The organism is Catonella sp., assembly GCF_052169795.1.
GTDB lineage: Bacteria > Bacillota > Clostridia > Lachnospirales > Lachnospiraceae > Catonella.
Genome location: NZ_JBQNBU010000002.1, coordinates 11,186 through 25,182, shown reverse-complemented (window position 1 = coordinate 25,182; position 13,997 = coordinate 11,186). Strand labels below are relative to the sequence as shown.

Sequence of the window (13,997 nt, the reverse complement as noted above, 5' to 3'; positions counted from 1 at the left end):
CAATGGATTTTCTTTCTATAAATAATAATTATTACAATGGACTTATGGAAAATACAGCTGCCGGTATGACAACTAAAAAGCTTACCGATTCAGTAAGAAAAGCCGAAAATAATTCTGAAGATGAAGAATTAATGAAGGCCTGCAAATCTTTTGAGGCTTATATGGTAGAGCAGGTTATGGCTAAGATGGAAGAAATATCCCATATTGATGGAGTAGATTCTGAGAAAGACAATGAATATATGGCTATGTTTAATGACAGCTTTATCAAGTATAAGGCTGAATTATTGACAGAGAATACGGATTTGGGCATAGCAAAGATGCTTTATGAATCTATGAAAAGAAATATTACTAAACCGGAAACTGCTGGTGAGAGTTCTGAAAAGTAAAATGGATGTAGAATAGATGCCTGCATATGGTTAAAAGCTGTATGCAGGCTTGTTAAGTGTGGGAGATAATTGCTTTGGAATTAGAAACTATTAATGGCCATGTAGAGAAAATTGTTTTTAGGAATCAGGAAAATGCCTATACGGTGGCAAGCCTCAGTGTAGAGGGCGATGAGGTTATGTGTACAGGTTATTTTGCAGATCTTACTGAAGGTGACAAACTTATTGCGGAAGGAAGTTTCGTTGAGCATAAGCAGTATGGAATACAGTTTGTAGTAACTGCCTATGAGATACAAGAACCCGAAACTTCTATAGCTATGGAGAAATACCTAGGTTCAGGAATTATTAAAGGTATAGGGCCTGCACTTGCATCTAAGATTGTAAAAAAATTTGGAGATGATACCTTTAATATAATTGACAGAGAACCTGAAAGACTATCTGAAATTAGAGGAATAACAGAGAAAAAAGCGAGTGAGATAGCTACACAGTTTGAAGAAAAAAGAGAATTTCGTAATGCAATGCTTTTTCTTAATCAATACGGTGTTTCAAACTCATTAGCAATGAAGATATACAAAGAGTATGGTATAAAGGTTATGAAGATTGTGCGTGAAAATCCATATAGACTTGCTGAGGATATTGCAGGAGTAGGATTTAAAACCGCAGATGAAATTGCACTAAAAATGGGATTTTCTATGGAATCTTCAATGAGGATGAAGGCGGGAATCTTATTTGTCTTAAGTCTTGCAGCATCAAATGGACACACTTACCTGCCATTTGAAATTTTGTTTGAAGAGTCCAAAAGACTGCTTGGAATTTCTGAAGATGAGTTTGAAAATGACATTTATGAACTTAAGTCTGATAAAAAGATTTTCTTAAAAGAGATAAACCATGAACGCAGGGTTTATAACAATAATCTTTACTATATGGAGCTTACAGTGGCCAGAAAACTTTTGGATTTAAACACTAAAAGCAATAATAATTTTAAAGTCATGGAAGCCAAGGTAAGAGAAGTTGAAAAGAAAATAGGAATTAATCTGGAAGTTTTACAGAGAAAGGCTGTGTATGAGGCTGTTGAGAGTGGACTTGTAATTATTACAGGAGGTCCGGGTACGGGAAAGACAACAACCATAAATGCGATAATTAAACTTTTTGAGATGCAGAATATGGAGATTTTACTTGCAGCACCTACGGGGAGGGCTGCAAAGAGAATGACAGAAACAACGGGGATGGAAGCTCAGACCATTCATAGGTTGCTAGAATTAAATGGTAATCCTGAAGAGGGTGGTGTAATGAGATTTGAAAGGAATGAAGAAAATCCTCTTGAGACAGATGTGATAATTATAGATGAAATGTCAATGGTTGATACATATCTGATGTACTCGTTATTAAAAGCAATAACCGTAGGAACCAGACTTATCCTGGTAGGAGATGTGGATCAGCTTCCCAGTGTAGGTCCCGGTAAGGTTTTAAAAGACATAATAAGCTCTGAAAAGTTTAATGTTGTAATGCTGAATGAAATCTTCAGGCAGGCTGCGGAAAGTGATATTATTACAAATGCACATAAAATAAATGCCGGGAAAAGTATTAAGTTAGATAATAAGAGTAAAGACTTTTTTATGATTAAAATGGATAATTCCTTGCAAATACAGAGAGCTTTAGTAAGCCTAATTGATGAGAAACTTCCTAAATATGTTTCTGCGACAAAGCATGATATTCAGGTATTGACACCATCCAGAAAAGGAGAGTTGGGGGTTGAAAACTTAAATAAAATCCTTCAGATGTATATCAATCCTCCTAATATAAATAAAAAAGAAAAACAGTGGGGTGAAATGGTTTTTCGTGTAAACGATAAGGTAATGCAGATAAAAAATGATTATCAGTTAGAGTGGAAGATTGTAACAAAGACAGGACTTACAATGAAAACAGGTACAGGAGTTTTTAATGGTGATTGTGGAATTATAAGAGAAATAAATGACTATGCCGGAACAGTGACGGTTGAATTTGATGAGGGGAAGATGGTGGAGTATTCAAATTCAACTCTGGAGGAATTGGATTTGGCTTATGCAGTTACTATACATAAGTCGCAGGGAAGTGAGTATCCGGCAGTAATAATTCCGTTATTAAATGCTCCAAGACCTTTGTTAAACAGAAATCTTTTGTACACTGCAGTTACCAGAGCCAGAAAATGTGTTGCAATTGTAGGAAGTGAAGGTTCGGTAAATGAAATGATACAGAATGAGAGTGAAATGAGAAGAAATACAGGGCTTGTGGACAGCATAATAGAAATGGAGGAAGCTGATAATGTATAAATTTAAAAGCAGGGTCAGATTTAGCGAAACTGCGAAAGATAATAAGTTAGCGATACCACATCTTATAAGTTATTTTCAGGATTGTTCCAATTTTCACAGCAATAGCATAGGTTTATATAAAGATAAACTTTTAGGAATGGAGAGAGCTTGGTTTTTAAGTTCTTGGCAGATAGTGATTAATAGAAGACCTGATATAGATGAAGAGATTGAGGTTGAGACAAGGGCTTATGAGATTAAAGGTGTTTATGGATTTAGAAATTTCATTATGTACGGTGCAGATAAAGAGGTGTGTGCTTATGCCAATTCCATTTGGTTCTATGTTGATACTGAAAAGGGAAAACCTGTAAAGTATGAGAAAGAAGGTATAGGATTTGAAATAGATGAAGAATTTCCTATGGAAAAGGCGGATAGAAAGATAGTGATTCCAAGTGATTTAGAAAAAATTATAAAGGCTGATTGTCTTAAGGTGAGGGAATCGCATCTGGATTCAAACTGTCATATGAACAACAGGGAGTATGTGAGGATTGCACTTGACTTTCTGCCTGAGAGTTTGGAACTAGACAGGATAAGGCAAATAAGGGTAGAATATAAGAAGGCAGCAGTACTTAATGAAACAATGATTCCTGCTTATTATTTTGATGAAGGCAATAATAGAATTTTTGTTTCACTGGATAATGAAGTCGGAGAAAATTTTGCAAAGGTTGAATTTGAGCTTGGATAGAGAGGAAAGAAGATGAGATTAGGGTATAAACAGAAACTTGCTATAGTTAAAAAAACAGATTTCGGATTATTTCTTACAGATATAGAAAAAAAAGAAGATAAGAAAAGAGACACAAAAGATGAGGTTTTACTGCCTAAAAATCAGGTAACGGAAGATATGGAGTTAGGCTCTGAAATTGAAGTTTTTATCTATAAAGATTCTGAAGACAGGTTGATTGCGACTAGAATGGAGCCTTTTATTAAGGTAGGAGAAATAAAGAAGCTAAAAGTGAAAGAGGTTAATACAATTGGAGCATTCCTTGACTGGGGACTTTCGAAGGATTTGTTTTTGCCGTTTAAAGAGCAGATTTATGACATAAGCCCCGGCGATGAAATACTCGTAATAGTTTATGTGGACTTGAGTGACAGGCTCTGTGCGACAATGGATTTATATTCAAGACTATCTCTCCTTACTCCTTATCAGAAAGATGATATGGTAAAAGGAACTGTTTATCAGGTACATGAGCAGTTTGGAGCTTATGTGGCAGTAGATAATAAATACTCTGCACTTGTGCCGAAGAAAGAACTTCATACGGAGCTAAAAGCAGGAGATTGTATTGAGGCGAGAGTGCTTGAAGTAAAGGAAGATGGTAAAATGGATCTTTCACTCAGGCAGAAGGCTTATGTACAGATGGATGCAGACTCAGAGGTAGTGCTTGAAAAATTAAGGGCAGCAGGAGGACACTTACCTTATCAGGATAAGAGCGATGCGGAAGAAATAAAAAAAGAGTTTAGTATGAGTAAGGCTGCTTTTAAGAGAGCCATAGGAAGGCTTTATAAAGAACGGATTATTTTAATTGAAAAAGATGGAATAAGATTAGCAGAATAGTTATTGACAAGGTCACATGATTGTGGCATAAATTATGATATAGAGTAATAACTCATGCAGGCTCTATGCTGAAAGGATTAGTTTGAATCCATTATTTTAAATTTAGAAGGAGAGAAGTAAAATGGAAGAAATTGTTATTGACTGTGGAGAGATGGCCACGAAAGCTATGGCTCACGCATATCTTGAAGGAGTTTTTAACTGGGATGAGGACAGCATTACAGATACAGATACCTTATTAGAGTACCTGCTTTCTATAGATGAGTCCACTGAAATTACTTTTGAAGATGTTGATTTGCTTGAGATTAATCTCGGAGAATATGGACAGGAGATTCTTGAGACATTCGAGCAGGCTGAGCAGTCAAATGAGAATATTAAACTTGTATGATGAAATTAATTAGAAAATTTTATCCTGATGCCAGACAGAATTCAATTTATGAAGTTGATTTTAATGGACTGTATAAAAAAGGTATGAGGGGATTGATATTTGATATTGATAATACCCTTGTACCACATGGTGCAGATGCAGATGAAAGAATTGAAAAACTGTTTAGTGAACTTAAGAGAATGGGTTTTAAGACATTTTTGCTATCAAATAATAAATTAGAGAGAGTGAAGAGATTTAACAAAAATATTCGTTCTCTCTATATTTATAAGGCAGGAAAACCCAAAATTACAAACTATCTTAAGGCTGTAAGGATGATGGGAACAAAGAAGGAAACTACTGTATTTATAGGGGATCAGCTTTTTACAGATATTTTAGGTGCAAAGAGAGCGGGAATCAGTAACATTTTACTTAATCCGATTGACAAAAAAGAAGAGATACAGATAGTGCTTAAAAGATACCTTGAAAAAATTGTGTTAGCTGCATACGAAAAGGAAAGAAAGGCAGGAAACTGATATGAATATCACAGGGCATACCGGACTGCTTGCTTTATTTGGTTCACCGGTTGCACATTCGGGTTCGCCGGCAATGTACAATTATAGTTTTAATAAACTTGGACTTGACTATGTGTATGTAGCGATAGATGTAGGAAGGGAAGGGCTTAAAGAAGCTGTGGCTGCTGCAAGGCTCTATAATATGCGAGGATTTAACCTCACAATGCCCTGTAAAAATGATGTGATTTCTTATATAGATGAGCTGTCTTTGCCTGCGAGATTTATAGGTGCAGTGAATACTGTGGTAAATGAAAACGGAAAATTGATTGGTTACAATACGGATGGAATTGGCTTTATTAAAAATCTTGCAGCACATAACATAGAAATAGCTGATAAGAGGATTGTAGTAGCAGGAGCAGGAGGAGCGGCAACAGCAATCGTAGTACAGTCCGCCTTAGATGGTGTTGCCGAGATAAGTATTTTTAATAAAAAAAGCCTGAATTTTGACAAGATGGTTGAAACTATTGCAAGAATAAAAGATGAAGTTCCGAATGTGGTCATAAGTATAAATGATATCGAAGATGAGAAATTATTTACAAATAAGATTAAGTCGGCAGATATTTTCATAAATGCAACAGCGGTAGGAATGAAACCGCTTGATAATGAATCTATTGTTAAAGATATATCTGCTTTTCGTAAAGGTTTGGTAGTTGCGGATGTAGTGTATAACCCTCTTGAAACCAGACTTCTAAAAGAAGCAAAAGAGAGAGGGTGTACTTGCATAGACGGAAAAGGAATGCTGTTATGGCAGGGGGTATATGCTTTTGAGCTTTATACAGGGAAAGATATGCCGGTTGAAGAAGTAAGAAAAAAATTCTTTTAACAGAAAGGAGAACCGACTATGGATGTAACTGTAAGAAACTTAACTATTGGTGAGGGAAAACCTAAAATCTGTGTGCTTGTTATGGGTAAAAACAAGGCAGAGGTGGTAGAAGAAGCGAAAAAAGCGGTAGACAGTAAAGCGGATCTCATCGAATGGAGAGCAGATATGCTCAGAGAAGGAGAATTTGATGAGGATTATCATAATGAGATTTTATCTGAGGTAAGAAATGTCATAGGTGATCTTCCTATAATCTATACCTTTAGAACCATGCCTGAAGGCGGGAAAGAAATTGACAACGAGAAGTATCAGGATCTGATTCTTTCTGTGGCAAATGCAGGGATTACAGATATGATTGATGTTGAAATATTTTCGTTTAAGTTTAAGGCGAGAGATATAATTGATGAGATACATAGTTTTACAGATGTTAAGGTAATCGGTTCTTATCATGATTTTTCGGGTACTCCGGATACAGCTGAACTGGTATACAGACTGTCAGTAATTGATAATTGTAATGCAGATATTCTTAAGATTGCAACTATGCCACATAAGAAAAAAGATGTAATGAGAATTATGACGGCTACTGTTCTTTCTTATACCAGACCTAACCCAAAGCCTATTATTAGTATAGCTATGGGCAATATGGGAAGGATTACAAGACTTCTGGGTGAATTTACAGGTTCTTCGATTACTTTTGCAAGCATAGGTAAGTCGAGTGCCCCGGGACAGATGGAAATTACGGAAGTCAGAGAAATATTGGACAGGCTGGATGCGGTATTATGATGAAAAACATCGTACTGACAGGTTTTATGGGCTCGGGTAAAACTACTATAGCTAAGGCAATTGAAAGAAAAATGGGAATTTCCTTTGTTGATACAGATGAGCTTATTGAGACTTATGAGCAGTCTAAAATAAGTGAAATATTTAATCTCAAAGGGGAGAAATATTTTAGAAAGCTGGAAACTAAAATATTAAAAAATCTCATAGAGGCTGATGGACTTAAAGTGCTCTCAACCGGTGGAGGAATAATTACAAATGAGGAAAACATATTGCTTCTAAAACAACTTGGAACGGTTTTTTATCTTAGAATAAAACCGGAAACAGTAGTAAAAAGACTTGATGGAGATGTAACAAGACCTTTACTTTTGGGAGAGGATAAGCTTGCTAAAGTAGAAAAGCTGATGAATGAAAGAAAAGAAGCCTATGAAAAGACAGCAGATGTGACTATTGATGTAGATGATATTTCGGTAGAGAAAATTGTCGGTAAGATTGTTGAGAAAATGCTTGACAATAGCATTGCATAGATGTATAATAAACAGATGTGACGGAATAATTATGTCGTTATTCAGGTAGGCCCGGACATCCTATTGGGATAATACATTTTTATCTGCCATAAGAACAGACAAAGCAGCACATACTCCTTAATGTGCTTTTTACAATATTTTTGGGAGGAATAACCATGAAGACTTTTATGGCTAACCCTAACAGCGTTGAGAAGAAATGGTATGTAATTGATGCTGAGGGACAGACACTTGGACGCCTTGCAACAGAGGTGGCAAATATTTTAAGAGGTAAGAAGAAACCTGAATATACACCTTTTATAGATACCGGTGATTATGTAATTGTTATTAATGCTAAAGGCATTAAGGTAAGTGGTAAGAAGCTTGATCAGAAGATTTACTATCGTCATAGTGATTATGTTGGTGGACTTAAGCAGAAGACGCTTAGGGAAACTCTTAATACAAAGCCGGAAGATGCTATTACTCATGCAGTAAAGGGTATGCTTCCAACCGGAACTCTTGGCAGAAATATGCTCAAGAAACTTCATGTATATGCTGATGCTGAGTATGCACAGACAGCTCAGAAGCCTGAAGTTTATGAGATTAAGAGCAGATACTAATTAGAGTGAAGGGAGGATATTACATTGGCTACTGTTAAATTTTATGGAACCGGAAGAAGAAAAAGCAGTGTTGCAAGAGTATATCTTGTAGCAGGATCAGGTAAGATTGTAGTAAATAAGAGGGACATAGATGAGTATTTCAGTCTTGAAACCTTAAAGACAATAGTTCGTCAGCCACTTGCTCTTACACAGACAGGTGAGAAGTTTGATGTTCTTGTTACTGTACACGGTGGTGGTACAACAGGTCAGGCTGGTGCTATTCGTCACGGTATTTCAAGAGCTCTTCTTGAGGCAGATGCAGACTATCGTCCATCTCTTAAGAAAGCAGGCTTCCTTACTCGTGATTCCAGAATGAAAGAAAGAAAGAAATACGGACTTAAGAAAGCTCGTAAAGCACCACAGTTTAGTAAGAGATAAGAAACAGCAATTTTTACATCCCGTAAAATTGAGCAAAAGCTTGATTTTATGGGATTTTTCTTTGCCTGCGTTTCTTAGCATTTCTCCGTGATAGTAACACGATAGTAACAAATTATGAGACTAGTTGAGGTATCCTCCGGATGACTTTTGCAACTGCCTGAACGATAATAAAGTAGAAATTTCCCATAAGACTTTAAAAATAAAGTTCTTTGTGTTAGACTTTTCCTATAATAATTAGTTCCATCTAATGCAAGGAGGACAAAATGGAAGTTAAAGAAAAATTGGCAAAATTAAGAGAAGGAATGTCAGCATCAGGGATTGACCTATATCTCATACCTACTGCTGATTTCCATGAATCGGAGTATGCCGGAGAGCATTTTGGCGTAAGAAAATATATGTCAGGTTTTACAGGCTCAGCAGGTACTCTTTTGGTAGGAAAAGAAAAGGCTGCTCTTTGGGCAGATGGCAGATATTTTATTCAGGCAGAAAGAGAGCTGAAAGAAAGCACTATAGAACTTATGCGTATGGGTGAGGAAGGTGTTCCTACAATAGAGAAATACATTGAGGATAACATTCCTGAAAATGGAGTGCTTGGCTTTGATGGAAGAGTTATAAACTCTGCTTTGGGTAACAAGCTTAAAAAGGCTATAGCTAAGAAGAATACAGCTATTAAATACGACAAAGATTTAGTCGATGAATTCTGGACAGACAGGCCTGCACTTTCTGTTAAGCCTGCATTTTTCCTTGAAGAAAAATATTCGGGAAGACCTGCATCAGATAAGCTTGCCTTTGTAAGAAAAACAATGAAAGATGAGGGAGCAGATGCCTTCGTGCTTACTTCCCTTGATGATATAGCCTGGCTTTATAATATGCGTGGAGATGATATCCCTTGCAACCCTGTGGTGCTTTCTTATACAGTTGTATTTATGGACAAGGCAGTACTTTTCCTTAATGAAGCAGTACTTAATGACAAGCTTAGAGCTGAATTCACGGCAATTAATGTAGAAATAAAGCCATACAATGATATTTATGAATATGTAAAAGGTCTTAAAGAATGCAAGAAGGTAATGCTTGACGGCAAGAAGGTAAACTATGCAATCTATAGCAACATACCTGAAAATGTAGAAAAGCTTGACAAGACAAATCCAACAACACTTGAAAAATCTAAAAAGAATTCTACAGAGATAGAAAATATTAAAAAGGTTCATGTAAAAGACGGAATCGCTATGGTAAAGTTCATTTACTGGGTTAAGAAGAATGTCGGCAAGATGAAGATTACAGAGATTTCTGCAAGTGATTATCTTGAGGCAAGAAGAAGGGAGCAGGAAGGCTTTATTGAGCTTTCATTTGATACTATAGCCGCATATAATGCAAATGCTGCAATGATGCATTACTCAGCTACTCCTGAGCATGATGCCGAGCTTAAGCCGGAAGGCTTCTTCCTAGTAGATTCGGGTGGACAGTATTATGAAGGAACTACAGATATTACAAGAACCATAGTACTGGGACCTCTTAAAGACGAGTGGAAGAGAGATTATACGCTTACACTTAAGGGACATATGAATCTCTTAAATGCTAAGTTCTTATATGGTTGCACAGGTATCAATCTTGACATACTTTGCCGTGCTCCTCTGTGGAATATCGGTATAGACTACAAGTGTGGTACAGGTCATGGAGTTGGTTATCTCTTAAATGTACATGAGGCTCCAAACGGTTTCAGATGGAAGATGGTTCCTGAAAGAAATGACAGTGCGGTACTTGAGGAAGGTATGATAACCACAGATGAGCCGGGGGTTTACGCAGAGAACAGCCATGGAATAAGAATTGAAAATGAGCTGCTTTGCAAGAAGGATATTAAGAATGAATATGGTCAGTTTATGTGCTTTGAGCCTGTAACCTATTGCCCTATTGATAAAGAAGCTATTGATGTATCTTATCTTGAAAAGAAAGATATAGAGCAGATAGATGCTTACCACAGGTTGGTATTTGAGAAGCTTTCACCTTATTTTGAGGGTGAGGAATTGGCTTGGCTTAAAGAGGCTTGTGCTCCGATTTGATGTTATATACCTTTCTTATAAAAAGTAACCTAGGGGGTGTTTATATGAACATTGCAACTATAATGTTACCTATAATGTCCGTAGTAGGCATTGCTGTCATTGTATTTGCTGTAAGATTCATTGTTAAAAAATATAAAAATGATTAAGCAATGTTATAGAAACTAATTAGTAAGAGGAAGTAAAGGTTAATCACCAATACTTCCTCTTACTAATTTACATAAATTTACTTCTTTGTATCTTATAGCTTAACTTAGTAAGCAGGTTAAAAGGTAAAAATTTAGTTCCAAAGGCTGCAAGGGCTATCAGGTTATCAGAAAAAACTACAGGCTTTCTCTTAAACATAGCTCTTAAAGCTCTTTTTGCACAGGCTCTCGGAGTAGCGGTTGCAAATTCCTTAGAAGCTCCTGCTGTAGCAAAAAACTCGGTTTTCATCGGCCCCGGACAAAGAGTGGTAACAGAAATGGGCTTTCCACTCCTTTTAAGCTCCTCATTGACAGCAGCAGAAAGACTGAGTACATAGGCTTTTGAAGCATAATAAGAGGAAAGCAGAGGCCCCGGCAGAAAGGCGGCAACACTTGCAACATTCAGTATATAACCTCGTTTCTGCGTTTTGATAAATTCCTGACTAAGCAGAGTAAGGGCTGTAATGTTGGTATTAATTAAATTAGTATTTTCTTCATTTGAAATATTCTGAAATGCCTTAAGTATACCAAAGCCTGCATTATTAATAAGTACATCTATGTTATTTTTATAACAATGTTCTACAAGCTTTTCTACTTCTGAAACTTTAGATAAATCAGATGGAACTACCTCTACATTTATCTTGTATTTTTTCTCTAAAACCTTCTTAAGTGACTCCAGTCTGTCTTTTCGCCTTGCACTTATAATCAAATCATACCCGTTTATAGCAAGAAGTCTTGCAAATTCGACTCCAAGTCCGCTGCTGGCACCTGTAATTAAAGCTAACATACGAATTCTCCTAAAATCTGTTATAATTATAAAGTTTAGTATTTTTGACCTGAAAAATCAAGATATTAGTCCTAAAATTTGCAATAAACCTTGACAAATATCTGTCTAATGGTATCATTTTATAGAACATATATTTATAGGAAGACAGGAGGTGTAAGATGTTAGTTATACCTATTTATAATACAATAATTTTACCGGAAGTACAATACAATCTTGAGCCGGATTCATTAACTGAGAGAGAGAAAGCTTCTCTTAAGACAGAGGATACTGTAATACTTTTGCCTCTGAAAGAGAGCAGGGTAAGGGAAGAAATTAAATCGGAAGATTTTTATCCTATCGGCTTAACAGGAGTTGTAAAAGGCATAAGAAATAATGATGAAGATTTTATTATTGCAGTGCGAACTGATGTTAAGGTAAAGGTGCATAATCTTGTAGCAAATAAGGAAATACTGGTTGCTGACTATGAAATAATTTATGATGAAACGGATATAGATGAAAGAGAACAGAGGGCAGTATTTAATATGGTAATGGAAAGCCTTGCACAGATTTCTTCTTATTTTCAGTGGGGAAGTTGGGCAATGCGTTTTTCTGAGAAGCTTGATAATGTAAATGAGGTTATAAGCATAGTAGGGCCTTATACAGATTTGACAGTAGAAGAAAAATATGCAATGCTTGAAACTGATTCTCTGTTAGAAAGATACCATCTTATTTCAGAAGCTATGCTAAAGTACAAGGATCTGGTAGAACTTCAGGTGGATATAAGTAAAAAAATTCAGGATAAACAGGGTGATAATTACAGGGAAAATATGATTAGGAGGCAGATAGAGCTTCTTAGTGATGAATTGAATGAGTATAATCCTGAAGAAGTGTCTGATGTTAAAAGGCTTGAAAGTAAGATTAAAGAAGCAGGGTTTCCGGATGAGGCAAGGGCTGAAATTGATAGGGTATTTAATAAGTTTAAGCAGATGGGGAGCGAGGATCATGAGTATGGCTCAACCTTAGAATATCTTGAATTTGTAACTGCCCTAAGTTGGAAACCTGCTGAAGAAACTGATATAGACATAAAAAAGGCTAAAGACATATTAAACAAGAGTCATCATGGACTAAAAAAACCAAAGGAAAGAGTAATAGAACAGATTGCAGTTATGGCTTTGAAAAAACAGAACGCAGGTTCAATTATTCTTTTTACAGGAGCGCCCGGTACAGGTAAGACAAGTATGGGAAAGGCGATAGCTGAGGCTCTTGGCAGGAAGTATATACGAATAAGTCTTGGCGGTGTAAAGGATGAGGCTGAGATAAGAGGGCATAGAAGAACTTATATCGGTGCTATGCCGGGGCGTATTATGGAAAGCATTAAGCGTTCGGGGGTGAATAATCCGGTCATTGTATTGGATGAGATAGACAAGTTGGGATATGGTAGTTTTAACGGAGATCCTGAAAGTGCTTTGCTTGAAGTTCTTGATCCTGAGCAGAATGTAACCTTTACAGACCACTATATGAATGTGCCTTATGATTTGTCTAAGGTACTATTTATATGTACGGCTAACAGCATAGATGAAATGAGTGAGCCTTTGCTTGACAGGATGGAGATTATAGAATTGTCAGGCTATACTGCTGAAGAAAAATTCCATATCGCTAAGGAACATTTAATGGCAAAATCACTTGAGGAAACCGGACTTTTAAAGAAAAATATAGGAATTTCAGATTCAGTACTTAAAAATATAATTGCAAATTATACAATGGAAGCCGGTGTAAGAGGACTTAAAAAACAGATTGATAAACTTATGCGGCAGGCAGCAGTGAGGATTCTTGAAGAGGAAATAGGTAAGGTGGTTATTAAAAAGGAAGATTTACCTAAATTACTTGGGAATAAGAAGGCTCTGCATGATAAAGCACTCAAACATAATATTCCGGGAGTTGTAACAGGACTTGCCTGGACTCAGGCGGGAGGAGAGATACTGTTTATAGAAACTACAGCACTTTCAGGAACAGGACAGATAGTGATTACAGGACAGCTTGGAGATGTCATGAAAGAATCAGCATCTATAGCTGTAAATCTTGTAAAATCATTACTTTTTGATAGAGATATTGATTTTAGGGATAAGGATATACATATACATGTTCCGTCGGGTTCTGTTCCCAAAGACGGTCCGTCAGCGGGAATAACAATGTTTACTGCGATTACTTCACTTGTGCTTGGTATAAATGTATCTTCGGAGCTTGCAATGACAGGAGAAATATCTCTTAGAGGTCAGGTGCTTCCTATAGGGGGACTTCCGGAGAAGCTTATGGCGGCAGAAAGAGCAGGAATAAAAAAGGTATTGATTCCACTTTCAAATAAGGAAGATTTAATAGATGTTCCGGAAAGTACCAAGAATTCCCTTGAAATAGTGCTTGTGGACACAGTAACTGATGTAGCAAGGGAAGCTTTGGAACTGTCTTTACATCCTAACAATAGGGGCTTTTTTAATGAAAAAAGCAAAAAGAATAAAAAGAAGATGAAAAAGGATGAAAATTCAGATTTTATCTCGAAATGAACTTTGTTGTCTTTTAAAGTATATTGAAAAATCTTAAAAAATGTGCGATTATAAAAGAAAAAAGATAAGTAAACCGCTCAT

General features: G+C 36.4%; 14 protein-coding genes. 13 read left to right on the top strand and 1 reads right to left on the bottom strand.

All coding sequences use genetic code 11. The annotated features are described in order from the left end of the window. Nucleotides 1-2: 2 nt before the first annotated feature. From ACTTKP_RS00465 to ACTTKP_RS00410, 12 genes are all read left to right on the top strand, one after another. Nucleotides 3-386, top strand: coding sequence for a hypothetical protein (locus ACTTKP_RS00465; RefSeq protein ID WP_442551939.1), 384 nt, complete (start codon nucleotides 3-5; stop codon nucleotides 384-386). 68 nt (nucleotides 387-454) lie between these two features. After that, nucleotides 455-2,692, top strand: coding sequence for an SF1B family DNA helicase RecD2 (recD2, locus tag ACTTKP_RS00460; RefSeq protein WP_442551983.1), 2,238 nt, complete (start codon nucleotides 455-457; stop codon nucleotides 2,690-2,692). Next, complete coding sequence (locus ACTTKP_RS00455) at nucleotides 2,685-3,413, top strand: acyl-[acyl-carrier-protein] thioesterase (protein ID WP_442551938.1); 729 nt, start codon at nucleotides 2,685-2,687, stop codon at nucleotides 3,411-3,413. The genes recD2 and ACTTKP_RS00455 overlap by 8 nt, the downstream gene beginning before the upstream one ends. A gap of 12 nt (nucleotides 3,414-3,425) precedes the next feature. Continuing rightward, nucleotides 3,426-4,280 carry a CvfB family protein gene (locus ACTTKP_RS00450; RefSeq protein WP_442551937.1) on the top strand — a complete coding sequence of 285 codons (855 nt, stop codon included), beginning with the start codon at nucleotides 3,426-3,428 and terminating at the stop codon, nucleotides 4,278-4,280. 121 nt (nucleotides 4,281-4,401) lie between these two features. Next, the gene (locus tag ACTTKP_RS00445; RefSeq protein WP_442551936.1) at nucleotides 4,402-4,665 is read left to right on the top strand and encodes a barstar family protein; all 264 of its coding nucleotides are present in this window, start codon (nucleotides 4,402-4,404) and stop codon (nucleotides 4,663-4,665) included. After that, nucleotides 4,662-5,177: a YqeG family HAD IIIA-type phosphatase gene (locus tag ACTTKP_RS00440; RefSeq protein WP_442551935.1), complete on the top strand. Its 516-nt coding sequence runs from the start codon at nucleotides 4,662-4,664 to the stop codon at nucleotides 5,175-5,177. The genes ACTTKP_RS00445 and ACTTKP_RS00440 overlap by 4 nt, the downstream gene beginning before the upstream one ends. A 1-nt stretch (nucleotide 5,178) precedes the next feature. Then, the gene (gene aroE / locus ACTTKP_RS00435; protein WP_442551934.1) at nucleotides 5,179-6,039 is read left to right on the top strand and encodes a shikimate dehydrogenase; all 861 of its coding nucleotides are present in this window, start codon (nucleotides 5,179-5,181) and stop codon (nucleotides 6,037-6,039) included. 18 nt (nucleotides 6,040-6,057) lie between these two features. Then, nucleotides 6,058-6,819 carry a type I 3-dehydroquinate dehydratase gene (gene aroD, locus ACTTKP_RS00430; RefSeq protein WP_442551933.1) on the top strand — a complete coding sequence of 254 codons (762 nt, stop codon included), beginning with the start codon at nucleotides 6,058-6,060 and terminating at the stop codon, nucleotides 6,817-6,819. Then, complete coding sequence (locus ACTTKP_RS00425; RefSeq protein ID WP_442551932.1) at nucleotides 6,816-7,340, top strand: shikimate kinase; 525 nt, start codon at nucleotides 6,816-6,818, stop codon at nucleotides 7,338-7,340. Before aroD ends, ACTTKP_RS00425 begins: the two co-directional genes overlap by 4 nt. 155 nt (nucleotides 7,341-7,495) lie before the next feature. Next, nucleotides 7,496-7,936 carry a 50S ribosomal protein L13 gene (gene rplM / locus ACTTKP_RS00420; protein WP_442551931.1) on the top strand — a complete coding sequence of 147 codons (441 nt, stop codon included), beginning with the start codon at nucleotides 7,496-7,498 and terminating at the stop codon, nucleotides 7,934-7,936. Nucleotides 7,937-7,960: 24 nt separating this feature from the next. Beyond that, on the top strand, nucleotides 7,961-8,353 hold the full coding sequence (gene rpsI, locus ACTTKP_RS00415; RefSeq protein WP_442551930.1) for a 30S ribosomal protein S9: 393 nt from the start codon (nucleotides 7,961-7,963) through the stop codon (nucleotides 8,351-8,353). Between the two features lie 263 nt (nucleotides 8,354-8,616). Next, on the top strand, nucleotides 8,617-10,410 hold the full coding sequence (locus tag ACTTKP_RS00410; RefSeq protein WP_442551929.1) for an aminopeptidase P family protein: 1,794 nt from the start codon (nucleotides 8,617-8,619) through the stop codon (nucleotides 10,408-10,410). 213 nt (nucleotides 10,411-10,623) lie between these two features. On the opposite strand, the gene ACTTKP_RS00405 is transcribed toward ACTTKP_RS00410, so the two are convergent. Beyond that, nucleotides 10,624-11,379 (bottom strand): SDR family NAD(P)-dependent oxidoreductase, encoded by a 756-nt coding sequence (locus ACTTKP_RS00405; protein WP_442551928.1) that lies wholly within the window; start codon nucleotides 11,377-11,379, stop codon nucleotides 10,624-10,626. A 158-nt stretch (nucleotides 11,380-11,537) separates the two neighbouring features. Here ACTTKP_RS00405 and lon point away from each other — a divergent pair, with 158 nt between their 5' ends. Then, entirely contained in the window at nucleotides 11,538-13,916 is a 2,379-nt protein-coding gene (gene lon, locus ACTTKP_RS00400; protein ID WP_442551927.1) for an endopeptidase La, read from the top strand. Nucleotides 13,917-13,997: the final 81 nt, after the last annotated feature.

Coding starts and splice junctions, on each gene's coding strand:
- ACTTKP_RS00465 (WP_442551939.1), top strand. CDS start 3: ATGGATTTTCTTTCTATAAATAATAATTATTACAATGGACTTATGGAA.
- ACTTKP_RS00455 (WP_442551938.1), top strand. CDS start 2,685: ATGTATAAATTTAAAAGCAGGGTCAGATTTAGCGAAACTGCGAAAGAT.
- ACTTKP_RS00450 (WP_442551937.1), top strand. CDS start 3,426: ATGAGATTAGGGTATAAACAGAAACTTGCTATAGTTAAAAAAACAGAT.
- ACTTKP_RS00445 (WP_442551936.1), top strand. CDS start 4,402: ATGGAAGAAATTGTTATTGACTGTGGAGAGATGGCCACGAAAGCTATG.
- ACTTKP_RS00440 (WP_442551935.1), top strand. CDS start 4,662: ATGATGAAATTAATTAGAAAATTTTATCCTGATGCCAGACAGAATTCA.
- aroE (WP_442551934.1), top strand. CDS start 5,179: ATGAATATCACAGGGCATACCGGACTGCTTGCTTTATTTGGTTCACCG.
- aroD (WP_442551933.1), top strand. CDS start 6,058: ATGGATGTAACTGTAAGAAACTTAACTATTGGTGAGGGAAAACCTAAA.
- ACTTKP_RS00425 (WP_442551932.1), top strand. CDS start 6,816: ATGATGAAAAACATCGTACTGACAGGTTTTATGGGCTCGGGTAAAACT.
- rplM (WP_442551931.1), top strand. CDS start 7,496: ATGAAGACTTTTATGGCTAACCCTAACAGCGTTGAGAAGAAATGGTAT.
- ACTTKP_RS00410 (WP_442551929.1), top strand. CDS start 8,617: ATGGAAGTTAAAGAAAAATTGGCAAAATTAAGAGAAGGAATGTCAGCA.
- ACTTKP_RS00405 (WP_442551928.1), bottom strand. CDS start 11,379: ATGTTAGCTTTAATTACAGGTGCCAGCAGCGGACTTGGAGTCGAATTT.
- lon (WP_442551927.1), top strand. CDS start 11,538: ATGTTAGTTATACCTATTTATAATACAATAATTTTACCGGAAGTACAA.